Origin of the sequence: Brevundimonas sp. NPDC058933 (assembly GCF_049315965.1) — a bacterium.
Lineage (GTDB): Bacteria > Pseudomonadota > Alphaproteobacteria > Caulobacterales > Caulobacteraceae > Brevundimonas.
In genome coordinates this window covers 308,716-333,042 of the sequence record NZ_JBMOSL010000001.1, presented here as the reverse complement: position 1 = coordinate 333,042, position 24,327 = coordinate 308,716, and the positions used below count along the sequence as shown (strand labels likewise).

General features: G+C 66.4%; 24 protein-coding genes. 12 read left to right on the top strand and 12 right to left on the bottom strand.

The window, feature by feature from the left end:
• Positions 1–87 precede the first annotated feature (87 nt).
• Both purN and ACOZBP_RS01550 read left to right on the top strand, forming a co-directional pair.
• Positions 88–681, top strand: a complete 594-nt coding sequence (purN, locus tag ACOZBP_RS01555) for a phosphoribosylglycinamide formyltransferase (RefSeq protein ID WP_422674704.1) — start codon at positions 88–90, stop codon at positions 679–681.
• 124 nt (positions 682–805) lie between these two features.
• Complete coding sequence (locus ACOZBP_RS01550) at positions 806–2,875, top strand: M13 family metallopeptidase (RefSeq protein ID WP_422674703.1); 2,070 nt, start codon at positions 806–808, stop codon at positions 2,873–2,875.
• An 81-nt stretch (positions 2,876–2,956) separates the two neighbouring features.
• Here ACOZBP_RS01550 and ACOZBP_RS01545 read toward each other — a convergent pair whose 3' ends face one another.
• Positions 2,957–3,166 carry a hypothetical protein gene (locus ACOZBP_RS01545; protein ID WP_422674702.1) on the bottom strand — a complete coding sequence of 70 codons (210 nt, stop codon included), beginning with the start codon at positions 3,164–3,166 and terminating at the stop codon, positions 2,957–2,959.
• 122 nt (positions 3,167–3,288) lie between these two features.
• Positions 3,289–3,708, bottom strand: a complete 420-nt coding sequence (gene ndk / locus ACOZBP_RS01540; protein WP_422674701.1) for a nucleoside-diphosphate kinase — start codon at positions 3,706–3,708, stop codon at positions 3,289–3,291.
• Between the two features lie 96 nt (positions 3,709–3,804).
• Between ndk and ACOZBP_RS01535 the strand changes: the two genes are divergently transcribed.
• Positions 3,805–5,688 (top strand): ABC-F family ATP-binding cassette domain-containing protein, encoded by a 1,884-nt coding sequence (locus tag ACOZBP_RS01535; RefSeq protein WP_422674700.1) that lies wholly within the window; start codon positions 3,805–3,807, stop codon positions 5,686–5,688.
• Complete coding sequence (locus tag ACOZBP_RS01530; RefSeq protein ID WP_422674698.1) at positions 5,688–5,945, top strand: DUF2164 domain-containing protein; 258 nt, start codon at positions 5,688–5,690, stop codon at positions 5,943–5,945. The genes ACOZBP_RS01535 and ACOZBP_RS01530 overlap by 1 nt, the downstream gene beginning before the upstream one ends.
• A gap of 39 nt (positions 5,946–5,984) precedes the next feature.
• Here ACOZBP_RS01530 and ACOZBP_RS01525 read toward each other — a convergent pair whose 3' ends face one another.
• The 4 genes from ACOZBP_RS01525 to ACOZBP_RS01510 all read right to left on the bottom strand — a co-directional run bounded on the left by ACOZBP_RS01525 (position 5,985) and on the right by ACOZBP_RS01510 (position 8,588).
• The gene (locus ACOZBP_RS01525; RefSeq protein WP_422674697.1) at positions 5,985–6,281 is read right to left on the bottom strand and encodes a hemolysin; all 297 of its coding nucleotides are present in this window, start codon (positions 6,279–6,281) and stop codon (positions 5,985–5,987) included.
• A gap of 19 nt (positions 6,282–6,300) precedes the next feature.
• Positions 6,301–6,489, bottom strand: a complete 189-nt coding sequence (locus tag ACOZBP_RS01520) for a hypothetical protein (RefSeq protein WP_422674696.1) — start codon at positions 6,487–6,489, stop codon at positions 6,301–6,303.
• Positions 6,490–6,623: 134 nt separating this feature from the next.
• A complete protein-coding gene (locus tag ACOZBP_RS01515) occupies positions 6,624–7,085 on the bottom strand; it encodes a DNA polymerase III subunit chi (protein WP_422674695.1) in 462 nt (153 codons plus the stop codon).
• 27 nt (positions 7,086–7,112) lie between these two features.
• Positions 7,113–8,588, bottom strand: a complete 1,476-nt coding sequence (locus tag ACOZBP_RS01510) for a leucyl aminopeptidase (protein ID WP_422674694.1) — start codon at positions 8,586–8,588, stop codon at positions 7,113–7,115.
• A 96-nt stretch (positions 8,589–8,684) separates the two neighbouring features.
• On the opposite strand from ACOZBP_RS01510, the gene ACOZBP_RS01505 reads away from it, so the two are divergent.
• The 8 genes from ACOZBP_RS01505 to ACOZBP_RS01470 all read left to right on the top strand — a co-directional run bounded on the left by ACOZBP_RS01505 (position 8,685) and on the right by ACOZBP_RS01470 (position 19,027).
• A complete protein-coding gene (locus ACOZBP_RS01505) occupies positions 8,685–9,878 on the top strand; it encodes an LptF/LptG family permease (protein ID WP_422674692.1) in 1,194 nt (397 codons plus the stop codon).
• Positions 9,875–10,978 carry an LPS export ABC transporter permease LptG gene (gene lptG, locus ACOZBP_RS01500; RefSeq protein WP_422674691.1) on the top strand — a complete coding sequence of 368 codons (1,104 nt, stop codon included), beginning with the start codon at positions 9,875–9,877 and terminating at the stop codon, positions 10,976–10,978. The genes ACOZBP_RS01505 and lptG overlap by 4 nt, the downstream gene beginning before the upstream one ends.
• 40 nt (positions 10,979–11,018) lie before the next feature.
• Positions 11,019–13,478 carry an LPS-assembly protein LptD gene (locus ACOZBP_RS01495; protein ID WP_422674690.1) on the top strand — a complete coding sequence of 820 codons (2,460 nt, stop codon included), beginning with the start codon at positions 11,019–11,021 and terminating at the stop codon, positions 13,476–13,478.
• Positions 13,479–13,574: 96 nt separating this feature from the next.
• Positions 13,575–14,927 (top strand): peptidylprolyl isomerase, encoded by a 1,353-nt coding sequence (locus ACOZBP_RS01490; protein WP_422674689.1) that lies wholly within the window; start codon positions 13,575–13,577, stop codon positions 14,925–14,927.
• Positions 14,927–15,943, top strand: coding sequence for a 4-hydroxythreonine-4-phosphate dehydrogenase PdxA (gene pdxA, locus ACOZBP_RS01485; RefSeq protein ID WP_422674688.1), 1,017 nt, complete (start codon positions 14,927–14,929; stop codon positions 15,941–15,943). The genes ACOZBP_RS01490 and pdxA overlap by 1 nt, the downstream gene beginning before the upstream one ends.
• 9 nt (positions 15,944–15,952) lie before the next feature.
• Entirely contained in the window at positions 15,953–16,762 is an 810-nt protein-coding gene (rsmA, locus tag ACOZBP_RS01480; RefSeq protein WP_422674687.1) for a 16S rRNA (adenine(1518)-N(6)/adenine(1519)-N(6))-dimethyltransferase RsmA, read from the top strand.
• Positions 16,759–17,889 carry a pyridoxal phosphate-dependent aminotransferase gene (locus ACOZBP_RS01475; protein ID WP_422674686.1) on the top strand — a complete coding sequence of 377 codons (1,131 nt, stop codon included), beginning with the start codon at positions 16,759–16,761 and terminating at the stop codon, positions 17,887–17,889. Before rsmA ends, ACOZBP_RS01475 begins: the two co-directional genes overlap by 4 nt.
• Before the next feature lie 88 nt (positions 17,890–17,977).
• A complete protein-coding gene (locus ACOZBP_RS01470) occupies positions 17,978–19,027 on the top strand; it encodes a L,D-transpeptidase family protein (RefSeq protein ID WP_422674685.1) in 1,050 nt (349 codons plus the stop codon).
• 4 nt (positions 19,028–19,031) lie between these two features.
• On the opposite strand, the gene gmk is transcribed toward ACOZBP_RS01470, so the two are convergent.
• The 6 genes from gmk to fabG form a co-directional block, all read right to left on the bottom strand.
• The gene (gene gmk / locus ACOZBP_RS01465; protein ID WP_114816669.1) at positions 19,032–19,673 is read right to left on the bottom strand and encodes a guanylate kinase; all 642 of its coding nucleotides are present in this window, start codon (positions 19,671–19,673) and stop codon (positions 19,032–19,034) included.
• Positions 19,663–20,550, bottom strand: coding sequence for a YicC/YloC family endoribonuclease (locus ACOZBP_RS01460; protein WP_422674684.1), 888 nt, complete (start codon positions 20,548–20,550; stop codon positions 19,663–19,665). The genes gmk and ACOZBP_RS01460 overlap by 11 nt, the downstream gene beginning before the upstream one ends.
• Entirely contained in the window at positions 20,547–21,749 is a 1,203-nt protein-coding gene (gene mltG, locus ACOZBP_RS01455) for an endolytic transglycosylase MltG (protein ID WP_422674683.1), read from the bottom strand. Before mltG ends, ACOZBP_RS01460 begins: the two co-directional genes overlap by 4 nt.
• Before the next feature lies 1 nt (position 21,750).
• Positions 21,751–23,031 (bottom strand): beta-ketoacyl-ACP synthase II, encoded by a 1,281-nt coding sequence (gene fabF, locus ACOZBP_RS01450; protein ID WP_422674682.1) that lies wholly within the window; start codon positions 23,029–23,031, stop codon positions 21,751–21,753.
• 118 nt (positions 23,032–23,149) lie between these two features.
• Positions 23,150–23,389 (bottom strand): acyl carrier protein, encoded by a 240-nt coding sequence (locus tag ACOZBP_RS01445; protein ID WP_105564338.1) that lies wholly within the window; start codon positions 23,387–23,389, stop codon positions 23,150–23,152.
• Positions 23,390–23,571: 182 nt separating this feature from the next.
• Positions 23,572–24,312: a 3-oxoacyl-[acyl-carrier-protein] reductase gene (gene fabG / locus ACOZBP_RS01440; protein ID WP_422674681.1), complete on the bottom strand. Its 741-nt coding sequence runs from the start codon at positions 24,310–24,312 to the stop codon at positions 23,572–23,574.
• Positions 24,313–24,327 lie beyond the last annotated feature (15 nt).

Sequence of the window (24,327 nt, the reverse complement as noted above, 5' to 3'; positions counted from 1 at the left end):
CGCCCCGAATAGCGGCATGGGGCTTGCCAATCCGCCGTCGCGGTCGCATCCCTCGCCTCCTCCCCGATCCGTCGCCCGAGCCGCCCAATGTCGACCGAAACCGCCCAGCCCAAGACGCGCGTGGCCGTGCTGATCTCCGGCTCCGGCACCAACATGGCCTCGCTGGTCGCGGCGGGTCAGGCGGCGGACGCCTCCTATGAGGTCGTGGTGGTCATTTCCAACATCGCGGACGTGGCCGGACTGGAGAAGGCCCGCGCCGCCGGGGTCGAGGCCCTGGCGGTCGAGCACAAGCCCTTCCGCAAGGACCGCGAAGCGCATGAGCGCGCCATCGACGCCCTATTGGCCGACCGCAAGGTCGAGGTCATCGCCCTGGCCGGCTACATGCGCCTGCTGACGCCCTGGCTGGTGCAGAAATGGGCGGGCAAGATGCTGAACATCCACCCCTCGCTGTTGCCCCTCTATCCCGGCCTGAACACCCATGCCCGCGCCATCGAAGCCGGCGACTCCGAGGCCGGCTGCACCGTCCACATTGTCACTGAAGGCGTTGATGAAGGCCCCGTCCTGGGCCAGGCCCGCGTGCCGATCCTGCCGGGCGACACGGCAGAAACCCTGGCCGAACGGGTCAAGGCAGCGGAGCATATCCTCTATCCGCAGACGCTGGCGGCCTTCGTGGCGCGCTGACAGCCACGCCAACCTTAACGATTTTTAATGCGACAGGGCGTCGCAGGCGGGAGCAGTTTCCCCGCCAAGATCGGCCCGGCTCATCCGGCGTCCGCTCGCCTGCTTTTCCACATGGGAAGACCCGATGTTCAAGACCCGCCTGATGGGCGCCGCCGGCATGGCGCTCGCCCTTGCGCTCTCCGCTCAAGCCACCTCGGCCCAGGACGCCCACGCCGGCCACGCAGCGCCGGCATCCGCCGCTGACGCGCCGCAAATCCATCCCTGGGGCTTTGACCTGAATGGTCGTGATCTGGCTGTGCGGCCGGGCGACGATTTTAACGCATACGCCAACGGGACCTATCTCAAGAACACCGAGATCCCTTCGGACAAGGCTCGATTCGGCCCCTTCGACGTCCTGTACGAAAACGCCCAGAGCCAGCTGAAGTCGATCATCGAGACCAGCGCCGCCAACCCGACCAACGCCAATGCGCAAAAGGTCGGCGCCCTCTACGCCAGCTTCATGGACGAGGCCCGCGTCAACCAGTTGGGAGCCCAGCCGCTCGCCGCTGATCTGGCCGCCGTCCGCGCCGTCGCCGACCACAGCGACATGGCCCGCCTGATGGGCGAAAGCCACGCCGGATTCGGCGGCTCGCTGTTCGGCGTCGATGTGTTCGAGGACCTGCAAAACCCCAACCTCAACTCGGCCTACATGGGTCAGGGCGGTCTTGGCCTGCCCGACCGCGACTATTACCTGAAGGCCGACTTCGCGCCTCAGCGTGAAGCCTACGTCGCCTATATCACCCGCGCCCTGACCGCCGCCGGTTGGAACAACCCGGCCCAGGCCGCCGACGACATCCTGGCCTTCGAGACCAAGGTGGCCGAAAAGCACTGGACCACGGTCGAACGTCGCCAGATCGACAAGATCTACAACCCGGCCCCGACCGCCGATCTGGCCAAGCTGGCCCCGGGCTTTGACTGGACCGCCTTCCTGCAAGGCGCCCAGATCAGCGACGTGCCTACCATCGTCCTGATGGAAAACACCGCCATCCCGGGAATCGCCCAGGTCTTCGGAGACACGTCGCTGGACACGTTGAAGGCGTGGGAAGCCTTCCAGATTGTCGATCAGGCCGGCCCCTACCTGTCCGACGCCTTCGTCGATTCTCGCTTCGAGTTCCGCGGCAAGACCCTGCGCGGCCAGCCCGAGAACCGTCCGCGCTGGAACCGCGGCGTCGCCCTGGTCGACGGCCAGTTGGGCGAGGTTCTGGGCCAGGAATACGTGCGCCTGCACTTCCCCGCCTCGTCCAAGACCCAGATGGAGGCCCTGGTCGCCAACCTCAGCGCCGCCATGACCGAGCGCCTGAAAGCCCTGGACTGGATGAGCGAACCGACGCGCGAGCAGGCCCTGCTCAAGATGTCCAAGTTCGGCGTCAAGATCGGCTATCCCGAGAAATGGCGCAGCTATGACGGACTGGAGCTGTCGGCCGGCGACCTCTACGGCAACGTCGAACGGTCCTCGGCCTTCGAATGGGCCTGGAAGCGCGGCAAGATCGGCCAGCCGGTCGATCCGCTGGAATGGGGCATGACGCCCCAGACGGTGAACGCCTATTATAACCCGCCGCGCAACGAGATCGTCTTCCCGGCCGCCATCCTGCAGCCGCCCTTCTTCGATCCTAAGGCCGACCCCGCAGTCAACTACGGCGGCATCGGCGCCGTCATCGGCCACGAGATCACCCACGGCTTCGACGATCAGGGCCGCAAGTCCGACGCCAACGGCGTCCTGCGCGACTGGTGGACGCCCGAGGACGCCGCCCGCTTCGAGGAGCGGGCCAAAGTCCTGGGCGCCATCTACGACGCCCAGGAACCCATTCCCGGCACCCATATCAACGGCGAGCTGACCATGGGCGAAAACATCGCCGATCTGGGCGGTCTTCTGATGGCGCTGGACGCCTATCACCGCAGCCTCAACGGCCAGCCCGCGCCCGTCATCGACGGCCTGACCGGCGAACAGCGCGTCTTCCTTGGCTGGGCACAGGTCTGGCGCGAGAAGTCGCGTGAGGCGGCGCTGAAGGAACAACTGACGACCGATCCGCACTCGCCGGGCGCCGCCCGCGCCGCCACATCGCCGCGCAACATCGACGCCTGGTACGCCGCCTTCGGCGTGACGCCCGATCAGGCGCAGTACATCGCCCCGGAAAGCCGCGCCCGCATCTGGTAAGCGGCGGTCTTTAGCGGACACGAAAACGGCGTCAGCTTCGCAGCTGACGCCGTTCTTGTATCCGAGCCAGGCCCGGTGGGATCAGTTAGGCTTCTTGGGGGTCGTCGCCGCACCACCGATGGCGCCGATGGCGGCGCCCGCGACGGTCGCGCCGGTGTTCCCGCCGATGGCCTGGCCAGCGACGGCGCCGCCGATGGCGCCCGTGGCCGCGCGTTGTTCCATGGTGGTGCCGCAAGCCGCCAGCATGCCCACGAGGCCGATGACGGGAGCCAGTTTGAGGATCGTCTTCATGGCGGTCTTCCTTTGATGGCTAAACAGGTAACAGAGCCGTGAAAACGAAACGGCCCGCCTCCGGTTCCGAAGGCGGGCCGTTTTATTGCAGAGCTAGGCCACGCAGGGCGGCCCACTCGCCATCAGCCGACGATGTCGGCGTCGGTGAAGAACTGGGCGATTTCGATGCCGGCGTTTTCCAGCGAGTCCGACCCGTGGACCGAGTTCTCGCCGATCGACAGGGCGAACAGCTTGCGGATGGTGCCTTCAGCGGCGTCGTTCGGGTTGGTGGCGCCCATGACTTCGCGGTACTTGGCGACGGCGTTGTCGCCTTCCAGCACCTGCACGACAACCGGCTCAGCGATCATCTGGCCGACCAGTTCGCCGTAGAAGGGACGCTCGGCGTGCACTTCGTAGAATTTCTTGGCCTGGGCTTCGGTCAGCTTGATGCGGCGCTGAGCGACGATGCGCAGACCGGCGGTTTCGATGACAGCGTTGATGGCGCCGGTCAGGTTGCGGCGCGTAGCGTCGGGTTTGATGATCGAGAAGGTGCGTTCGGTCATGGGAAGACTCTTTGCGGTTTGGTAGTTTGAGGGTCGCGGGCTTATAGCGGCGCCCTCCCCGCTTTCCAACCGCCACCTCAACGTCAGTCGTTTTACATGCTCCAGATCACAAACCTGACGTTCAACGCCTGGGGCCGCCAGTTCCTCGACGACGCGTCCGTCAGCCTGCCGCCCGGCGCAAAAGTCGGCCTGGTCGGTCGCAACGGCATCGGGAAGTCGACCCTGTTCAAGCTGATTCTGGGCGAACTGGCCGCCAATGGCGACGAGGTCAGCCTGCCCAGAACCGCCCGCGTCGGCTCCGTGGATCAGGAACACCCGGCGACGCCCGACAGCGTGCTGGACACGATTCTGGAAGCCGACGAGGAACGCCACACCCTGCTGACGCGGCTGGAAACCGCTCCGCCCGAGGAGATGGGCGAGATCTGGGCGCGCTTGATCGACATCGACGCAGACTCGGCCCCGGCCCGCGCGGGTGAAATCCTGGCCGGTCTGGGCTTCAGCCAGGAGGATCAGCAGCGCCCCATGTCCGAGTTCTCGGGCGGCTGGCGGATGCGCGTGGCCCTGGCCGCCGCCCTGTTCTCCGAGCCGGACATGCTGCTGCTCGACGAACCGACCAACTACCTCGATCTGGAAGGCGCGCTGTGGCTGGAAAGCCGCCTGCAGAAATACCCGCACACCGCCCTGATCATCAGCCACGACCGCGAACTGCTGAACAACAGCTGCACCCACACCCTTCACCTGGCGAACCGCAAGCTGGAGCTCTACACGGGGGGCTACGACATGTTCGAGAAGGCGCGCGCCGAGAAGGCCCGTCTGCAACTGTCGGCCAAGGCCAAGCAGGACGCCGAGCGCGCCCACCTTCAGGCCTTCGTGGACCGCTTCAAGGCCAAGGCCTCCAAGGCCGCCCAGGCCCAGTCGCGGATGAAGCGCCTGGCCAAGATGGAGCCGGTCTCGACCACCATCGAAGAACGCGTCGCCCCCTTCACCCTGCCCTCGCCGCCGCGCCCGCTGGCGCCGCCGCTGATCCGTCTGGAACGCGCCAACGTCGGCTATGAGCCCGGCAAGCCCATCCTGCGCAATCTGAACCTGCGCATGGATCTGGACGACCGCATCGGCCTGCTGGGCGTCAACGGCGCCGGCAAGTCGACCTTCGCCAAGATGATCGCCGGCGCCCTGAACGTCTCCGAGGGCGAACTGCACCGCGACAAGAAGATGCGCGTGGGCTGGTTCCACCAGCATCAGATCGAGGCCATGGACCCCACCGACACCCCGCTGGAGATCATCCGCCGGGCCATGCCGGACGCCAACGAGAGCAGCCGCCGCTCCAAGCTGGCCCAGTTCGGTCTGGGCTATGAAAAGCAGGAAACCACGGTCGAGAGCCTGTCCGGCGGCGAGCGCGCCCGCCTGCTGCTGAACATGGTGGCGATGGACGCCCCCCACGTCCTGATCCTCGACGAACCTACCAACCACCTGGACATCGACAGCCGCCGCGCCCTGCTGGACGCGCTGAACGACTACAACGGGGCCGTCATCCTGATCACCCACGACCGTTCACTGATGGAAATGGTCGCCGACCGCCTGTGGCTGGCCGCCGACGGCACGGTGAAGCCCTATGACGGCGACATGGACGACTATCAGAAATTCGTCCTCGACCGCGCCAAGGCCGCCGCCGTCAAGCCCAGCCAGATCAAGCAGGAGGCGGCAGCCGCAGCGCCCTCGCAGGGCGGCAAGAAGAAGAACGATAAGAAGTCCGGACCGTCGCCCTCGACCTTGCGTCATGCGGTTAAGAAGGCCGAGGAGCGCATGGCCGCCCTGACCGCCGAGGTCGCCCGCATCGACGACGATCTGGCCAATGCCGCCGTCTCCAATCCCAAGGCGCTGGAAGGCCTGACACGCGCCCGCGCCAAGACCCAGACCGATCTGGAGGCTGCCGAGGCCGCCTGGGTCGAGGCCGAAGAAGCCCTGGCCGCCGTTTCCTGATGACCAAGCCGATCCAGTTCACCAAGGAAGAGCGCACCGCCATCGGCGGCCGCATCCGCGACTTCTTCAGCAAGGAACTGGATCAGGACATCAGCCAGCTCCAGGCCGAGATGGTGCTGGACTTCTTTGGCGGGCAGATCGGCGGCTGGTTCTACAATCGCGGCCTGGCCGACGCGCAAGCCGTCGTCACGGCCAAGGCCGAGGACATCGCCGACGCCATCTACGCCCTGGAACGCGAAAGCGGGACGGGCCGCTAGACCCGCCCCGCTATGCGGTCATCATGACGAAATGGCTGATCAGCCGCAGCTGACGCGCGTCACAAGATCCGTCTTGTCGTCATAGGTGAAGGTCACGCGGTTATCCCGATAGTCCATCGTCGCGGCGCAGCTGCTGCACAGGACGCGGAAAATGCGGCCGGCGGGCGCGGCCGGGATCGTCGAGCGGTTACGACCGACATACTCCTGATAGTCGCTGGCCTTGCAGGCTACAGGCGCGGCCTCGCTGCCCGAACCGGAGGTGACTTCCTGGGTGGGCGCACAGGCAGAAAGCGCCAAAGCACCCGCAAAAGCCGTCAGCATCAAAATCGTCTTCATGGCGTCTCTCCGTTCTGGCCTAGCCGCAGCTCACGCGCTCGACGATGCCAGTTTGCTGATTGTAGAATATATTCAGCCGGTAAGGCGAATAGTCTTCTGTGACGGGACAGGTGGTGCAGGCGACGCGACGGGTCACCACATCTACCGGAACGGGAATCTCGGTCCGGGGTTTCCCGACCAGCCACTGAAGCTCGGCGGCCTTGCACATGTCAGCGTCAATCGGCGTGGTCCGCGTGCCAATCGGCTGGTTCTGGCGCGCCTCCTCGACCACACTGGGCGCAGAGGGGCGCGCGGGAGCAGGGGCGGATGAGCAACCGGCGACCGCCAGCAGCCCCACAACAATCAGGCCGCCTTTTCCCAGCGCCCTTCGTCGGTCTGTTTCCAGTAGGCCAGATTGGCGTCGGACGCCTTCAGCGCGCGCCAGCGCTGACGGGCGTGCTGCAACGCCTGTTCGTTCCGGCCGTCGAAAATAATGAAGCACCGCTCGTACCCTTCCGTGTCCCCAAGTTCTGACTCATCGACGATGAACAGCGCCTGAGCGCCATTCAGGTTCTCGCCCGATTCGGACAGAAGGACGGGTTGCAGCGCGGCATGGCCCTGCGACGCCAGTCCATGGGGCAGGAAGCTGTCGTCGCGATAGGTCCACAGATTTTCGTCGATGTCGTCCAGCCGGTGCGAGCTGGCCCCGCGCACCAGCGCGCGCCAGCCCCGCTGAAGAGTCTTCTCCAGCAGACCGGGCAGCACCTGATCCAGCGTCGAGCGCTCCAGATGGTAGAACCAGACTTCCGGCTTTGCGTCAGACATCCGGCCCTACCCTCAGAACGTGTCGGATCAGGCTTCGTATTTGTCAGCGACCATGCGGTCCAGCAGACGCACGCCCCAACCCACTGCGCCGTCCGGCACGGTCGGATTGCGGCTGTCCTTGACCCATGCGGTGGGGGCGATGTCGATGTGCGCCCACGGCGTGCCGTTGGTGAAGCGTTGCAGGAACAGGGCCGCGGTGATCGAGCCGCCAGCGCGACCATTGCCGGTGTTCTTCACATCGGCGATCGGGCTGTCGATATGGCGCTCGTACTGCGCCGGGATCGGCATCCGCCAGACGTTCTCGCCCACCTTGGGACCGGCGGCCAGGATGCCATTGGCGACATCGTCGTCGTTCGAAAAGACGCCCGCGTATTCCAGCCCCAGGGAGATGATCATGGCCCCCGTCAGGGTCGCAAGGTCGATCATGAATTTCGGCTTGAAGCGCTCTTGCGTGTACCAGAGGGCGTCGGCCAGAACGAGGCGTCCTTCGGCGTCGGTGTTCAGCACCTCGACCGTCTGGCCCGACATCGACACGACCACGTCGCCCGGACGCTGCGCCTTGCCGTCAGGCATGTTCTCGACCAGGCCGAGCACGCCGACCACGTTGACCTTTGCCTTGCGACCCGCCAGCGCATGCATCAGGCCGGCGACGGCGGCGGCGCCGCCCATGTCCCACTTCATTTCCTCCATGCCGTCGGCCGGCTTGAGGCTGATGCCGCCGGTATCGAAGCAAACGCCCTTGCCGACGAAGGCGATCGGGGCCTCCCCTTCCTTGCCCCCGTTCCACTGGATCACGGCCAGCTGGCTTTCACGTTCCGAGCCGACGCCGACGGCCAGCAGGGTGTTCATCCCCAGCTTTTCCATCTCGGCTTCGCCCAGGATCTCGACCTTGGCGCCAAGCGCTTCCAGGGCCTTCACGCGGCGAGCGAACTCGGCCGGATACAGAATGTTGGCCGGCTCGGCGACCAGATCGCGCGAGAACAGCACGGCGTCGGCCACGGCCGACAGCGGGCCAAAGGCAGCCTCGGCGGCGGCCACGTCCGAGGTGACGATGCGAACGGTCGTGACCGACGGAATCTTGTCGGCCTTCTGCTTGGTCAGGTATTTGACGAACCGATAGGCGGCCAGACGCACGGCGAAACCAACGCGCGCGGCTTGCTCGGCCGACAGGTGGGCGGCGTCGATGGTCAGGACTTCAGCGCCCGACAGCTTGGAGGCGTGATAGGCGGCGGCGGCGGCGGTCTCGACCGCCAGATCATCGAACTTGTCGGCCGCCCCGGCGCCGACCAGCAGAACCGAGTTAGCATCCACGCCAGCCGGAGCCGCGACGGTCAGATTGCTGTTGGCGGCGCCGGTGAAGCGGCTGTTCGTCATCGCCCTGGTCAACGCGCCGGAGGCGGCGGCGTCGAGCGCCGAGCCCGTCCCTGCCAGCGAACGACCTTCATGGACCATGACGGCAAGGATTTCGGCGGCGCCGGCCGAAGCGACGAACTCGATTTTCATAAAACCTACTCCAGGCCGAGGTTCTGTGCCCCGGTCATGCTTGAATCGGACAAGGACGCACCAGCAGTTTCGCCAGTGCGTCCGGATGTGTATTACATGGCCCGCATCGCTCGCGGCTGCAACTCAGTCGCCCCCGAAACCCTTCGTTTCCCGACCATGACGCTAATTCAAGGCTATCTCTTCCGTCAGATCGGCCTGCCCGTCCTGGCGGCGTGCGCGGCGCTGGCCGGAATTGGCCTGCTGAGCCAGAGCCTGGATCAGCTTGAGGTTATCGTAGAACGCGGCCAGAGCATCTGGGTCATGGCCAAACTGACCCTTTTGGCCCTGCCTCAGCTGATCGCCGTCATCCTGCCGATCGGTCTGTTTGTCGGCGCCTTGATCGCCCTGACCCGACTGCAACGCGAACAGGAACTGACCGCCGCCTACGCCGCAGGCGTCAGCCGCTGGTCGCTGATCCGTCCCGCCATCCGGATCGCGGCTATCGTGGCCGTGGTGGCTCTGGTCACAAATGTCTTCGTCCAACCTTGGGCCCAGCGCGAAGCGCGCCGTCAGGCCTTCGCCATCCGCACTGATCTGGCCGCCCTACTGGTCGAAGAAGGGCGCTTCGTTCAGGGCCCGGGCGGGTTGACCGTCTATGTTCAGCAGATCGAGCAGAACGGCTTGCTGAAGAACCTGTTCGTCTATCTGGACAACGGCAAGACGGTGACGACCTGGGACGCCGAATCCGCCCGGTTCGGCCGGGTGGACGGGCTGCCGGTTTTGACGATGCAGAACGGGTCGATGCAGCGCTATTCGTCCCGCGACGTGCTGAACCAGCTGTCCTTCGACCAGCAGGTCTTTGATCTCTCGCCCTACACCAGAACGACGGAACGCATTCGGTTCAAGCCCTCCGACCTGTGGCTGACAGAGTTGTTCGACCCCACCCCCGCCCTACTGGAAAGCGCGGGCACGCGAGGCGAATTGGCGGCCGAAGCCCATTCGCGGCTGGCCTCTCCCCTCTACGCTCTTGCGGCGATGGCACTGGCCCTGACAGCCATCCTCGGCGGATCATTCAGCCGCACGGGGTATAGCCGTCGCATCGCCAAGGCGGCCGGGGTCTTCCTGATCGTTCGGGTCATCGGGTACGGGCTGGTCGCGGCCAGCGCCTGGAACGGAGCGTTGAACCTGCTGCAGTACCTTTTGCCCCTGGCGACCTGCTTCATCGCCCTGCGCCTGCTGTTTCGCGCGTTGAAGCCGCATCGTCGTCGCGTCTGGGCGCCACTTGAGCGGTTCAAGGCAAGGTTCGCATGAGAATTCGTCTCGGCCGCATCGAGCGCTATGTGCTGGCCCAGCAACTGCGCGCCCTGGCCGTCGCACTGGCCGTTATTTCCGCCCTGGTGATGCTGATCGACTTCGTCGAGGTGTCGCGAGGTCTGAACTCGTCTGGCGAGTTGTCCAGCACCCGGATTTTTGGCCTGGTGCTGCTGAAATCGCCCTCAGTCGTCATTCAGCTCCTGCCGTTCGTCTTCCTGTTCGGAACTTTGGCCGCCTTCGTCGGTCTGAATCGTCGCAGCGAGCTTATCGCCATGCGAGCGGCGGGCGTTTCGGCCTGGCGTTTCGTCTTGCCGGCGGCTGGCTGCGCCCTGGTTCTGGGGATTCTGACCGTGACCGTGCTTGGCCCCATGGCCGCCGCGGGGGATGGGATGTGGCAGCGCGAACGCGGTCGAATTTCGGGCACGTCGCCCGGCGCCGAAACCCAGCAAGCCGTCTGGCTGCGTGAGGGGGACGCCGTGCGCCAGATGATCATTCGCGGCGGCCGTCAGGAACAGGCCACAGGACGACTGCTGGACGCGACCTTCTTCATCTACACGACCACGGCCAGCGGCCGGCGGACCTTTACAGAGCGGATTGACGCCGCATCGGCCTCCCTGACCGCAGGGCGCTGGCGCCTGACGGACGCCAGCGGCGCCCAGACCGGCCAGCGTGCGGTGCGCTACGCCACACTGGATCTGCCTTCCAACCTGGCGGACAAGGAAGCGTTCCAGCGCTTCGCTCGCCCCCAGTCGACACCCTTCTGGTCCCTGCCCAACCAGATTCAGCGAATCGAGGATGCGGGCTTCGCCTCGACCGCCTATCGTTTGCGGCTGCAACAGTTGCTCGCGACGCCGCTGATGTTCGCCGCCATGTCGATTCTGGCGGCAGCCTTCTCGCTGCGCCTGATGCGGCTGGGTGATCTCGCAAAGATGGCTGTGGCGGCGGTCGTGCTCGGCTTCGCCTTCTTCTTTGTGAACCAGTTTTCGTCGGCGATGGGTTCAGCCGAGGTCGTGCCCCCCTTCCTGGCGGCATGGCTTCCCCCCGTCCTCACGGCGCTCGCCGCCTTTACCTTGCTGTTCTATACCGAAGACGGCTAATCGGACGGCTTCCGGTCGCCCGGCAATGAGTGGATTCCGCATGAGTGATCGCCGCACAACCCGACAGGGAGCCCTGCGCGCCCGGCTCCTGGCCGGTGCGGCCGTCGTCGCCTGCCTTCCGGCTCTTCCAGCGCTGGCCCAGGACGAATCGGCGCCTGCAGTGAAGCCCGCGACCGTCGCCCAGCCCGGTCCGGGGGCGGACGGGCTGGAGCCCGGCGCCTTGTATGTGGACGCGGACTCCGCCAGCCGCCAAGGCGACATCATCACCGCCGAGGGCACACCTGCCGATCGAGTGTTCGCCCGCACCCGCGATCACAGCCTGCGCGCCGAGCATCTTACCTACGACACGCGAAGCGGCGTCGCGACCGCTGCGGGCCGTGCTGAAGTGGTGGCTCCGGACGGATCGGTCGTCCACGCCAGTCGCGTCGAGCTGGATTCGGATCTCGAAGCCGGGGTAGCCGTAAACCTGGCCATGCGACTGGCCAATGGCGCCAGCCTGATGGCGGCGACGGCCGTGCGAAGGTCAGAGAACGTCAGCGAGCTGAACCGCGTAATTTTCACGCCCTGTCCCATCTGTGACGTGAATGGGCCAAAACAGCCCAGCATCTCGATCCAGGCCGACAAGGCGGTTCAGGACCAGGACCTGCGCGCCATCCTGTATCGGAACGTCGTCTTCCGACTCGGCGGGGTTCCCATCTTCTACCTGCCGGCCTTTGCTCATCCGGATCCCAGCGTGGAGCGGGCGTCGGGTTTCTTGATTCCCTTCCCTGATTTTGACGAGGGGCGCGGGGCCTCGCTGGAGGTTCCCTATCTCCATGTCGTTTCTCCCTCCGAAGACTGGCTGATCAGCCCGCAGATCAATACCGAGGTTGCGCCCCTGCTGAACCTGCAGTGGCGCCGCCGTTTCGATAGCGGCACCGTCGTCGTGCGCGGCGGCTATACCTATGAGCGCAACTTCGGCGATTTCGATCAGGACGGCGACGGCGACGCAGAGAGCAATGTTCTTTTCGGCGACCGGACCAATCGCAGCTATCTGCTGGCGCACGGAAAGTTTGATCTGCAGGGTCCGTGGCGCTGGGGGTTCACCGCCGAGCGCACTTCGGACAAGACCCTGTTTGATCGCTACAACGTGCGTGACACCTATCAGGACAATGGCCTCTATTACGGCGACCGACGCCGTCTGATCAGCCAGATATACGCCGAGCGCCAGACCCAGAGGTCCTACCTTTCGGTTGCGGCCTTCTCGATGCAGAGCCTCAGGGTCGCGCAGTTCGATCCCGTGACGCCAGCCCTGAACGTCTTTGAAGACGACAAGACCCTGCCGCTGGTCGCGCCTTTGATTGACGGGCGGTGGGAAGCCGCCAATCCCGTCTTCGGCGGTCGGCTGCGCCTGCGGGGTTCCGCCGTCTCCCTGACCCGTGACGCCTATGTCGGCTCGCCCACCCTGGCGCCCGAGCTGATTCCGCCGGGTCCGACCGACGGTCTTCCCGGCGTCGACAGCCGTCGCATCACCGGCCAGATCGATTGGCGCCGTACGGTTACTTCTCCCATGGGCGTGCGGTGGGAGCCCTTCGTGGATGCTCGCCTCGACGTCTATTCCGTAGACGACCTGCCGCCCATGCCCGGCGTCGATGCGAACGACGTCCTCACAAGGGGACGAGCCAGCGCCGGGGTCGATGTCAGTTATCCGCTCTATCGTCGTCTGAGCGCAGACTCCGATCTGATTCTGGAGCCGATGGCCCAGGTGTCGATATCGACTGACGCCGATCTGGATCCTCGCATCCCCAACGAAGACAGCCAGACCCTGGAGTTGGACCACACCTCACTTTTCCGGATGGACCGTTTTCCGGGTTACGATCTGATGGAGGGCGGCCTTCGCTTCACGGCCGGCGCACGCGCCACCCTGCGCTGGGATGAAAAGCGCTCTGCCAGCCTGTTCATTGGACGCAGCATTAGAGCTGACGACCAGAACGCCTTCCTGACGCCGACCCCGGACGATCCCACGCTCCTGTATGATCCTTCCGGCTTGGCTGGCCGCACCTCCGACTGGGTGGTCCAGGCGACATTCGCGCCGTCCGACCGAATTCGTGGCTGGGCGCACGCCACGATCGATCCCAACGGCGAGGTTCGTCGAGCCGAAACAACCGTCGATGGTCGATGGGGCCGGCGAAACCTGGCCAGCCTTAGCTATATCATCGACCGTTCCAACCCGGTGGCGGGACCGCTGAATCGCAACTACGAGTTCGTTCAATTGGCGAGCCAGCAGTTCGTCTACGGGAACTGGGGCGTCACGGTGAACGGCATTGCAGATCTGGAGCGCGATATCATCACCCGCTCGGAAGTCGGGATTCTGTTTGACGATGACTGCTTCCGGGTCGAACTCGGCTGGCGTCGAGACAATACGCGCGTGCGTCCTTCCGGCCCCTCTGAAGGGGTCTATATTCGACTTAACCTCGCCACTTTTGGAGGTTCAGGCTATGAACGCGATGATATGCGCTAAGCATGGCGTACAGGGGCGCGCGCTCTCCGGGTTTCGGCACCGTCAACGACGCTGCCGAGCCGGGGACGAGACGGCTTTAGGGAATCAGGACTGACGATGCGTTTGATGCGTTACACGACGGGCGTGGCCATGGCCGCCCTCATGGCCGGCACGGCTGTCGGTCAGTCTGCAGCCCAGACAGCGCCGGCCCAACCGGCGCCGGCCGCAGGAACGCTGAACCCGGCCGCCGAGGAAGCTCCTCAGCGTGCCTCCGCCGCGCCGCAGTTCCGCCTGTCGGACGGCATTATCGCCACGGTCAATGACCGGATCATCACAGGCTTCGACCTGCGCCAACGTATGTTGGTCATCATGGCCATGTCGCAGGTCCAGCCGACCGAGGAGAATATCGCGGCCATTCAGCAACAGGCGTTGAACGATCTCATCGAACAACAACTGCAAGCCGCCGAACTCACCAAGTACGAAACCCTCAAGATTTCCGACCAGGAAGTCGATGAGGAAATCGCGGGTATGGCCCGTGAAGCCGGCACGACCGGCCCTAGCTACCTGGCCTTCCTCGAACAGGGCGGCATTCGACCCCAGGCCTTCCGCGAACAGCTGCGCACCGAGATCGGATGGCGTGAACTGGTCGGCGGCCGCTTCCGCGACCGCGCCAAGGTCAGCCGCACCCAAGTCGAACAGGCCATGCGCCAACTGACTGAGTCCGCGACCAAGCCCCAGTATCTGGTCGGCGAAATCTACCTTGAGGCCAGCCGTGTCGGCGGCATGCAGGAAGCCATGAACGGCGCTCGCCAGCTGGTGCAGCAGATGGTTCAGGGCGCCCCCTTCATGGCCGTCGCCCGTCAGTTCTCGGCCGCTCCCTCCGCAGCCCGTGGCGGCGACGCCGGCTGGGTGGTTCAGGGCACGGTTCAACCCGCCCTTGAACAGGCCATGGAGGCCCTGGCCGTCGGTCAGCTGTCCAATCCGATCCCGGTCGATGGCGGCGTCTACATTCTCTACATGCGCGACAAGCGCTCGGGTGCAGCCACCAGCCTGGTTCAGATGAAGCAGGTCATGATCGAACTGCCGGAAACCGCCAGCGAGGCCGATGTCACCGCTGCGACGCAACGACTTGAAGCCATTCGCAGCGGGACGACCTGCGACAACATCCTCGAGCGCGCCCGCGCCGAGCAGGGCATGCTGGGCGCCGATCTGGGCGAGAGCGACGTGGCCAACCTGCTGCCGCAGTTCCAGCAGGTCGCGCGTTCGGCCGATGTCGGCACCGTCAGCAGCGTCGTCCGCACCCCGCTGGGCGTCCACATTCTCGCCGTCTGCGGCCGTCGCCTGGGCGGGCCCGAGGCTCCCTCGGCGCAACAGGTCGAATCGCGTCTGCAGAATCAGAACTACGCCATGCTCGGCCGCCGCTACCTGCGCGACCTGCGGGCCGACGCCCTGATCGAGATCAAGCAGTAATGACGATGCGGCCGCTCATCGTCACGATGGGCGACCCCGCCGGCGTGGGGCCGGAAATCATCGCCAAGGCGTGGCCTGTTCTGGCCACGCCGCCCGGCCCGCTCGCCCCCGTCGCCCCCTTCGCCGTGATCGGCGACGGCGATGTGCTGGCGGCGCTCGGCGCGCCGGTGCAGCAGATCTTCAGCCCGTCCGAGGCCGCCGCCGTCTTCGGCCGCGCCATTCCGGTCCTGCACCACCCGGCGCCCGCGCCGGTGACGCCGGGTCAGCCCGATCCGCGCAACGCCGTCGCGGTGGCCGACTGGATCGAGCGCGCCGTCGACCTGGTCATCTCGGGCGAAGGCTCTGGCGTCGTCACGGCCCCCATCGCCAAGGCGCCCATGTATGCGTCCGGATTCCGCTTCCCCGGCCACACCGAGTTCATCGCCGAACTGACCGCCGACATGCCGTTTTCCGGCACGCGGGGCCCGGTCATGATGCTGACGGCCAGGGACCTGCGCGCCTGTCTGGTGACCATCCACGTCGCCATCGACCAACTGCCCGAGTTGGTGACGGCGGACCGCGTCATGCGCGTCGCCCGCGTCGTCCACGAATCGATGAAGCGCGACTTCGGCATCAAGGCCCCGCGCCTGGCCATGGCCGCCCTGAATCCGCACGCGGGCGAAAACGGCGCCATCGGCCTGCAGGAAATCGAGGTCCTGCGCCCGGCCGCCGCATCCCTACGCGCCGAGGGGATCAACGTCACCGACCCGCTTCCCGCCGACACGCTGTTCCACGATGAGGCTAGAGCCCGCTACGACGCGACCGTCTGCCTCTATCACGATCAGGCCCTGATCCCGGTCAAGACCCTGGACTTCTGGGGCGGAGTCAACGCCACGCTCGGCCTGCCCATCGTCCGCACCTCGCCCGACCACGGCACCGGCTTCGACATCGCCGGCAAGGGGATCGCCCGCGCCGACAGCTTCATCGCCGCCGTGCGTCTGGCTTCAGAGATGGCGGCGGCGCGCGCCACGCGCTAAGGCCTCCGTATGACGGACCTTCCCTCGCTTCGCGAAACGCTAGACGCCCACGGCCTGCTGGCCAAGAAGAGCTTCGGCCAGCACTTCCTGCTGGACCTCAATGTGACGCGCAAGATCGTCCGCTACGCAGGTCCCTTCGACGGCCGCGCCGTGATCGAGGTCGGCCCCGGCCCCGGCGGCCTGACCCGCGCCATTCTGGAAAGCGACGCAGGGCGTGTGGTGCTGGTCGAGAAGGACCCCCGTTTCATCCCCCTGCTCAGCGAACTGGACGACGGCTCTGGCCGCCTGACCATCGTCGAGGGCGACGCCCTGAACGTGCGCGAGGACCAACTGGTCGAGGGTCCGGCCCATCTGGTGTCCAACCTGCCCTACAATGTCGGCACCCCGCTGCTGATCAAGTGGCTGACCGGCCCGTGGCAGCCCTGCGCCCTCACCCTGATGTTCCAGAAGGAGGTGGCCGAGCGCATCGTGGCCGCCCCCGGCGACGACGCCTACGGCCGTCTGGCCGTCATCACCCAGGCCGTGGCCGAGGCCCGCATCGTCATGCACCTGCCCGCCGCCGCCTTCACCCCGCCGCCCAAGGTGGCCTCGGCGGTCGTGCACGTGGTCCCGTTGGCCGACCGCCCCTCGCCCGAGCGGCTGAAGAAGCTGGAACGCGTCACCGCCGCCGCCTTCGGCCAGCGCCGCAAGATGCTGCGCTCCAGCCTGAAACAGCTCGGCGGCGGCGCCCTGTGCGAAGCGGCCGGCATCGAACCCGACGCCCGCGCCGAAGTCATCGACATCGCCGGCTTCCTCCGCCTGGCCGACGCCTTGCAATGACGGTTGAAATCGACCCCTTCCGCGCCATCGGCGTCAGCCGCCTGGCCCATGAACTAAAGGCCCAGGGCCGCTCCATCATCCACATGGAGTTCGGCCAGCCCTCGACCGGCGCGCCCGACGCCGCCATCGCCGAGGCGCATCGCAGGCTGGACGCGGAACCCGGCGGCTACTGGGAAAGCCCTTCCTTACGCGCCCGCATCGCCAAGCTTTACGACGACCGCTACGGCGTGGCCGTCGACCCCGAGCAGATCGTCATGACCGCCGGCGCCTCGCCCGCCCTGGTGCTGGCCCTGATGATGCGCTTCCAGCCCGGCGACCGCGTGGCCATCGCCCGCCCCGGCTATGTCGCCTATCGCAACACCCTGAAGGCCCTGCACATGGTGCCGGTCGAGATCGACTGCGGTGCCGAGGTGCGCTTCCAACTGACCGCCGAGGCCCTGCGCGCCCTGGACCCGGCCCCCGCCGGCGTCATCATCGCCAGCCCGGCAAACCCGACGGGCACCATCATCCCCGAGGCCGAACTGAAGGCCATCGCCGAGGTCTGCCGCGAGCGAAACATCTCGGTCATCTCGGACGAGATTTACCACGGCCTGTCCTACACCGGCCCGACGCCGTCCATGCTGCAGTTCGAGCCGAACGCATTGATCGTCAACAGCTTCTCCAAATACTGGAGCATGGCGGGCTGGCGTCTGGGCTGGCTGATCCTGCCCGAGGCCGAGGTGGCGCAGGCCCGCGCCCGCGTCGGCAACATGTTCCTGACCCCCGCCACCCTCAGCCAGCACGCCGGCCTGATCGCCATGGACTGCGAGACCGAGCTTGAGGCCAACATCGACGTCTATCGCGCCAACCGCGCCCTGATGCTGAACGCCTTGCCGGCCATGGGCCTGCGCTCCATCGCACCGCCCGACGGCGCCTTCTACATCTACGCCGACATCGGCCACCTGACCGACGACAGCATCGGCTTCTGCGAGGCCCTGTTGCGCGAAACCGGCGTGGCCACGGCGCCAGGCGTCGACTTCGACCCGGTCAACGGCCACCGCTTCATCCGCTTCAGCTTCGCCGTCTCGACGACCCAGGTCGAGGACGCCCTGGCCCGCATCAAGCCCTTCTTCGCAGCGCGAGGCTGATCCTCCCCCGCTGCGCAGGGGAGGATCAATCCGCGGAACGCCCCATCATCCCGCACGTTCGGCAAGTCCCGAAACCATCGGAACTTTCATGCCCAGATCGCGTCTCGCCGCCTCCGTCGCCCTGCCCCTCGCCCTGGTCTTCCTGACCGCCTGCGGCTCCCCCGACGAGACGCCTAAGTCCGAACAGCCGTCCGCCTCGGCACAGGCTCCGGCATTGACTCGCGACGCGATTGAGACGGCGGTGTTCGCCGCCGCCCCGCCGCCCGTCGCAAACGGCCAGACGACGCCCGCCGCTCCCGATCCGGCCATCGCCCGCGCACAAATCCTGCTGGACCGCGCCAACTTCTCGCCTGGCGTCATCGACGGCCTGGGCGGCGACAACACGCGTCAGGCCATCGCCGCCTTCGAGAAGGCCGCAAACCTGCCCGAGGACGGCGTTCTCGACGCCGAAGTCTTCCAGCGGCTGACGACAGGCGATGCCGGCAAGGTCATGGCCGACTACACTCTCACCGCCGCCGACCTCGCCGGCCCCTTCATCGGTCAGGTCCCGTCCGACCTCCAGGCCATGTCCAAGCTGACGACCGTCGGCTACGCCACGCCGCTGGAAGCCCTCGCCGAGAAGTTCCACATGACCGAGGGCCTGCTGCGCGCGCTCAATCCCGGCGTCGATTTCGGCAAGGCGGGCCAGACCATCATCGTCGCGGCCGTCGCCCAGACTGATCTGGCCGGCGATGTCGCCCGCATCGTCGTGGACAAGACCGAGCGTTCGGTCCGCGCCTACGACGCCGATAACAAGCTGCTGGCCTTCTATCCGGCCACCATAGGCAGTTCAGCCCGTCCCGCGCCGTCGGGCGATCTGACCGTCGTGGGCGTCGCGCCCGAGCCCAACTACACCTACGATCCCGACCGGGTCAGCTATGACCGGGGCGACCGCAAGGTCATCGTGCCGGCGGGACCGAACAATCCGGTCGGCTCGGTGTGGATCGACCTGTCGCGCGACACCTACGGCATCCACGGCACGCCGGACCCGTCCAAGGTCGGCAAGACCTTCTCCAGCGGCTGCGTGCGCCTGACCAACTGGGACGCCGAACAGCTGGCGTCGCGGGTCAAGCCGGGCGTGCGAGTGGTCTTCCGCTAGACGGTCAGACCACTTCCTTCAACAAGGCGTCCTTGTAGCCCTCAACCCACAGGTTGCGCGTCCGGCAACTGCGCTCGGCGTGATAGATGTGCGCCAGCTCCGCATAGCTGCTGTCGAAGTCCTCGTTGACCAGGACGTAGTCGAACTCGTCGCAGTGTTCGATCTCGCCCTTGGCGTTGGCGACGCGGCGTTCGATCACGTCGTCAGCGTCCTGCGAGCGCGTCACCAGGCGGCGGCGCAGTTCTTCCAGGCTCGGCGGCAGGACGAAGACGCGCACGGCGTCGCCGGGGCATTTCTCGGCCACGTCGCGGGCGCCCTGCCAGTCGATGTCGAACAGGACGTCGCGGCCCTCGGCCAGGGCGCGGTTTACGGGGGCGGCGGGCGAGCCGTATCGGTTGCCGTGCACGTCAGCCCATTCCAGGAAGGCGTCCGCGTCGATCAGGCGCTGGAATTCCTCCTGGCTGACGAAGTTGTAGTCGCGGCCGTCGACCTCGCCCGGACGAATGCCCCGCGTGGTCATGGAGACCGACAATTCCAGCCCCTTGTGATCGGCCATCAGGCGGCGGCACAGAGACGTCTTCCCGGCCCCCGACGGACTGGCGACGATCAGCAGGACGCCACGGCGGGGGGTGCGGTTATTCGACATTCTGAACTTGTTCTCGAAGCTGCTCGATGACGGCCTTCAGTTCGAGGCCGATTCCGGTGAGCGGCGTGGTAGCGGATTTCGAGCAGAGCGTGTTCGCTTCCCGCATGAATTCCTGCATCAGGAAGTCGAGTTTCCGCCCGGCGGGGGGTTGCTGCAACAGTGTCCGCGCGGAATCGACGTGGGCGGTCAGGCGATCCAGTTCCTCGCGCACATCGGCCTTGGTGGCGAGGGCGGCTGCTTCGAGGAAGATTCGCTCCTCCAGACCCGGCGCATCCGGGGCCAGTTCGCTGATCCGGCGGATGAAGCGTTCGCGGATCGCCTCGGTCTGGCTCGAAGCCTCCAGCTCGGCCCGCGCGACCAGGGCCTCGATGGTCCCGACAAAGTCGCGGATCACCGGCGTCAGTTGCTCGCCCTCGCGCTGACGCGACAGCTTCAGGGCGTCCAGCGCCTGTTCGATGGTGGCGGCGATGGCCGCCTCGACGGCGGCGCGGGCCTCGGGGTCCTCGTCCTCCTCGGCCACCTCGATGACGCCGCGCAAAGACAGCAGACCGTCGGCCGAGGGCGGCACGGCACCCTCTTCCGCCAACTGGTTCGCCAGCTTCAGATAGGTGGCCAGGACGGCCTCATTGACGCGCGGCGCAGGCTCACCGCCCTCGGCCCGCTTGGCCTGAACGCCCAGCGTCACCTGACCGCGGTTCAGACGCGCCTGCGCCGCCGCCTTGGTCAGCCGTTCCAGATTGTCGAAGCCGCCGGGACCGCGATAGCGCACCTCCAGCGACCGCCCGTTGACCGAACGGGCCTCGACCGTCCAGGTCCAGCCGTCCAGCGCCCCGTCGGCCCGACCGAAGCCGGTCATGCCTGAGATGGAAGCGCTCATTGCGGGGCCGCCGCGGGAACCGAGATGACTTTGGCGCCCGGCGGAATGATTACAGGCGCGGCGGCCGCTTCGCCTTCACCCATCGGCGTCGCCGTCGCCCCGGGAACCGAGGCCGTCTGCCCCGGGGGCAGACCTGCCTTCCGCCGTTCGATCTCGCGCCAGCGCGCGACGTTCAGCAGGTGCTCGGGATAGGTGCGGGCGAAGACGTGACCGCCCGTCCCGTCCGCGACGAAGAAGACGTATTCCGAACGCGGCGGGTTCAGCACCGCCTTCAGCGCCTCCTCGCCGGGATTGGCGATGGGCGTCGGCGGCAGGCCGTCGATCAGATAGGTGTTCCACGGCGTCTGGGCCCGCAGTTCCGAGGCGCGGATGCCGCGTCCCAGCGGACGGCCCTTGGTCACGCCGTAGACGATGGTCGGATCGCTCTCCAGCCGCATTCCCAGCCGCAGTCGGTTGGTGAAGACCGCCGCCACCTGGGGCCGCTCCGAGGCCAGGCCCGTCTCCTTCTCGACAATGGAGGCCAGGACCATGGCTTCTTCCGGCGTCGTGACGATGGTGTTGGGCGAACGCTGCGCCCACAGGGCGTCCAGCTTGGTCTTAGCGGCGCGCTGCATCCGGGCGACGACCGAGGCGCGGGTCTCGCCGCGCGACACCTCATAGGTGTCGGGCCACAGGCTGCCCTCGGCGGGGATCTCGACCTCTCCGGTCAGGACCGGCTGCTTCATCAGGATGTCGACCGCCTGGGCCGAGGACCAGCCCTCCGGCAGGGTCACGTAGTGGCGCACCGCCTTGCCGTCGACCAGCAGGCCGACCACGGTGGCCAACGAGGCGCCCGACGGCACCTCGTACTCGCCCGCGCGGATCTTGCGGTCGGCGCCGCTCAGGCTGACGGCGGCGCGGAACAGGTCGGTCGAGCGGATCACGCCCGAGGATTTCAGATTGGCGGCGATGGCCGAGACGCCCGCGCCCGACGGCAGGGTGACGATGGTCGCCTCGCCTTCCCTGGCTGACGGCCCCGGCCCCCAATAGACCACCCAAAGGCCGATCAAGGCCGCCGCCACGAAGACGCCCAGCGTCCCGGCGGCGGTGATCAGGCCGACGCCGAAACTGGACTTGGCGGCTCCGCCGCCTCGCTTCGGCACGCGGTTCTTGGGAATGCGAACCTTGGGCTTGGGAGGACGCGACGGAGCCTTGGCCAAATCAGTCGACCTTCTTGAAGATCACGGCCGCATTGGTGCCGCCGAAGCCGAAGCTGTTGGACATGGCGACATCGATCTTCATCGGCTTGCCCTTGTGCGGGACCAGATCGATGGCCGTCTCGTGCTCCGGGTCGTCCAGGTTGATGGTCGGCGGCGCGATCTGGTCGCGGATGGCCAGGACCGAGAAGATGCTCTCGATCGCCCCGGCGGCGCCCAGCAGGTGCCCCGTCATCGACTTGGTGGAGGACACGGCGACGTCCTTGGCGTGATTGCCGACCAGACGCTCGATGGCCCGCAGCTCGATCCAGTCGGCCATGGTCGAGGTGCCGTGGGCGTTGACGTAGTCGAGGTCCGACGGCCCCATCCCGGCGCGCTTCAGCGCCATCTTCATGGCTCGCAGACCGCCGTCGCCGTCCTCGGAGGGGGCCGTGATGTGATAGGCGTCGCCGCTCATGCCATAGCCGACGACCTCGGCGTAGATCTTGGCGCCGCGCGCCTTGGCGTGTTCGTACTCTTCCAGCACCATGATGCCGGCGCCCTCGCCCATGATGAAGCCGGCGTGGCCGCGGTCATAGGGACGCGAGGCCTTCTCGGGCGTGTCGTTGTAGGCGGTGCACAGGGCCTTGCAGGCCAGGAAGCCGGCGATGCCGATCGGCACGACCGAGCTTTCGGCGCCGCCCGCCACCATGACGTCGGCGTCGCCCAGCGAAATCATCCGGGCCGCATCGCCGATGGCGTGGGCGCCGGTGGCGCAGGCGGTGACGACCGAGTGGTTCGGGCCTTTCAAGCCGTGGCGGATCGAGATCTGGCCCGAGGCCAGGTTAATCAGGGCAGAGGGAATGAAGAAGGGGCTGACGCGGCGGACGCCCTGTTCCTTCAGCACGATGGCCGTGTCGGCGATGGGCCCCAGTCCCCCGATGCCGGAACCGACCATGACGCCGGTGGCCTCCTTGTCGTCCTCGGTCTCGGGCTTCCAGTTCGCATCGGCCAGAGCCTCGTCGGCGGCGGCGATGGCGTACAGTATGAAGTCGTCGACGCGCTTCCTGTCCTTGGCCGACATCACCTGATCGGGATCGAACACGCCCGGCTGATCCGGCGCGCCGCGTCCACGACCGTCCACGGACGGCACTTCGCCTGCGATGGTGCAGCCATAGCCCTCAGTGTCGAAGCAGGTGATCGGACCAATGCCCGAGCGGCCCTCGACGATGCCCTGCCAGACATGCTCCACGCCCGAACCGAGCGGAGTGACAAGGCCGAGGCCCGTGATGACGACGCGGCGCATGGTTCGCGCTCCTTGGACTATAAGAATCGTGACCGAAAACAATAATGGCCGCCGGACGGTCCCGCTAGGGTCCCGTCACGGCGGCCATCATTTGGAAGTGCGACGGATCGCAGCTGGATTAACCAGCCAGCTTCTCGTCGATGAACTTCACAGCGTCGCCGACGGTCTGGATGTGCTCAGCGGCGTCATCCGGGATTTCGACGTCGAATTCTTCTTCGAAAGCCATGACCAGTTCGACGTTGTCGAGCGAGTCAGCGCCCAGGTCGTCGATGAAGGAGGCCTTTTCCGTGACCTTGTCCGGATCGGCGTCCAGGTGGTCGATAACGATCTTGCGGACGCGTTCGAGGGTGTCGGACATGAGTGTCTCTCTGCCTGTTTGTTTGTCGCCGTGAAGGCGGGGTCTCAGTGTTCGCCGTGTCACGGCAGCCCGTTGGAAGCAAGACCCGAGGGACTCACCAGCGCGAAGCATTCCCGCCCTTTAGCACAGCCTTCGGGCCGGGAAATAGATTGTTGCGCGTCGTGATCGTGACGCGCAACGCTTTAGATCATCGCCATGCCGCCGTTCACGTGCAACGTCTGCCCCGTGACATAGGCGGCTTCGTTGGACGACAGATAGACGGCGGCGGCCGCGATCTCTTCGCCCGTGCCCAGTCGGCCTGATGGAATCTTGGTCAGGATGGCCTCGCGCTGCTGGTCGTTCAGCACGTCCGTCATCGGCGAAGCGATGAAGCCGGGCGCGATGCAATTCACCGTGATCCCGCGCGAACCGACTTCCTGGGCCAGCGATTTGGAGAAGCCGATCATGCCGGCCTTGGACGCCGAATAGTTGGTCTGGCCCGGGTTGCCCGTCACGCCGACGACCGAGGTCACGCCGATGATCCGGCCCGAACGGCGCTTCATCATCCCCTTCACCGCCGCGCGGGTGAGGCGGAAATAGCTTTCCAGATTGATCTGGATGACGGACTGGAAGTCCTCGTCCTTCATCCGCATCAGCAGGCCGTCCTTGGTGATGCCGGCGTTGGCGACCAGGATGTCCAGCGGGCCGCCAGCGGCTTCTTCAGCTCTTGCGACCAGCCCATCGACCGATTCCGCGTCCGACAGGTTGGCGGCGGCGAAGAAGGCGCGCCCGGCCAGTTCTTTCGCCAGATCCGCCAAAACCGCTTCTCGCGTGCCCGACAGCACCACGGTAGCGCCCTGAGCGTGCAGCGAACGCGCAATGGCTCCGCCGATGCCGCCGGTCGCGCCGGTCACCAGGGCGATCTTTCCCGAAAGGTTGAACATTATTCTATCCCTATG

Excerpts from the sequence above, each read along its gene's own strand:
- purN (WP_422674704.1), top strand. The coding sequence starts at position 88 with ATGTCGACCGAAACCGCCCAGCCCAAGACGCGCGTGGCCGTGCTGATC.
- ACOZBP_RS01550 (WP_422674703.1), top strand. The coding sequence starts at position 806 with ATGTTCAAGACCCGCCTGATGGGCGCCGCCGGCATGGCGCTCGCCCTT.
- ACOZBP_RS01545 (WP_422674702.1), bottom strand. The coding sequence starts at position 3,166 with ATGAAGACGATCCTCAAACTGGCTCCCGTCATCGGCCTCGTGGGCATG.
- ndk (WP_422674701.1), bottom strand. The coding sequence starts at position 3,708 with ATGACCGAACGCACCTTCTCGATCATCAAACCCGACGCTACGCGCCGC.
- ACOZBP_RS01535 (WP_422674700.1), top strand. The coding sequence starts at position 3,805 with ATGCTCCAGATCACAAACCTGACGTTCAACGCCTGGGGCCGCCAGTTC.
- ACOZBP_RS01530 (WP_422674698.1), top strand. The coding sequence starts at position 5,688 with ATGACCAAGCCGATCCAGTTCACCAAGGAAGAGCGCACCGCCATCGGC.
- ACOZBP_RS01525 (WP_422674697.1), bottom strand. The coding sequence starts at position 6,281 with ATGAAGACGATTTTGATGCTGACGGCTTTTGCGGGTGCTTTGGCGCTT.
- ACOZBP_RS01520 (WP_422674696.1), bottom strand. The coding sequence starts at position 6,489 with ATGTGCAAGGCCGCCGAGCTTCAGTGGCTGGTCGGGAAACCCCGGACC.
- ACOZBP_RS01515 (WP_422674695.1), bottom strand. The coding sequence starts at position 7,085 with ATGTCTGACGCAAAGCCGGAAGTCTGGTTCTACCATCTGGAGCGCTCG.
- ACOZBP_RS01510 (WP_422674694.1), bottom strand. The coding sequence starts at position 8,588 with ATGAAAATCGAGTTCGTCGCTTCGGCCGGCGCCGCCGAAATCCTTGCC.
- ACOZBP_RS01505 (WP_422674692.1), top strand. The coding sequence starts at position 8,685 with ATGGCCCGCATCGCTCGCGGCTGCAACTCAGTCGCCCCCGAAACCCTT.
- lptG (WP_422674691.1), top strand. The coding sequence starts at position 9,875 with ATGAGAATTCGTCTCGGCCGCATCGAGCGCTATGTGCTGGCCCAGCAA.
- ACOZBP_RS01495 (WP_422674690.1), top strand. The coding sequence starts at position 11,019 with ATGAGTGATCGCCGCACAACCCGACAGGGAGCCCTGCGCGCCCGGCTC.
- ACOZBP_RS01490 (WP_422674689.1), top strand. The coding sequence starts at position 13,575 with ATGCGTTTGATGCGTTACACGACGGGCGTGGCCATGGCCGCCCTCATG.
- pdxA (WP_422674688.1), top strand. The coding sequence starts at position 14,927 with ATGACGATGCGGCCGCTCATCGTCACGATGGGCGACCCCGCCGGCGTG.
- rsmA (WP_422674687.1), top strand. The coding sequence starts at position 15,953 with ATGACGGACCTTCCCTCGCTTCGCGAAACGCTAGACGCCCACGGCCTG.
- ACOZBP_RS01475 (WP_422674686.1), top strand. The coding sequence starts at position 16,759 with ATGACGGTTGAAATCGACCCCTTCCGCGCCATCGGCGTCAGCCGCCTG.
- ACOZBP_RS01470 (WP_422674685.1), top strand. The coding sequence starts at position 17,978 with ATGCCCAGATCGCGTCTCGCCGCCTCCGTCGCCCTGCCCCTCGCCCTG.
- gmk (WP_114816669.1), bottom strand. The coding sequence starts at position 19,673 with ATGTCGAATAACCGCACCCCCCGCCGTGGCGTCCTGCTGATCGTCGCC.
- ACOZBP_RS01460 (WP_422674684.1), bottom strand. The coding sequence starts at position 20,550 with ATGAGCGCTTCCATCTCAGGCATGACCGGCTTCGGTCGGGCCGACGGG.
- fabF (WP_422674682.1), bottom strand. The coding sequence starts at position 23,031 with ATGCGCCGCGTCGTCATCACGGGCCTCGGCCTTGTCACTCCGCTCGGT.
- ACOZBP_RS01445 (WP_105564338.1), bottom strand. The coding sequence starts at position 23,389 with ATGTCCGACACCCTCGAACGCGTCCGCAAGATCGTTATCGACCACCTG.
- fabG (WP_422674681.1), bottom strand. The coding sequence starts at position 24,312 with ATGTTCAACCTTTCGGGAAAGATCGCCCTGGTGACCGGCGCGACCGGC.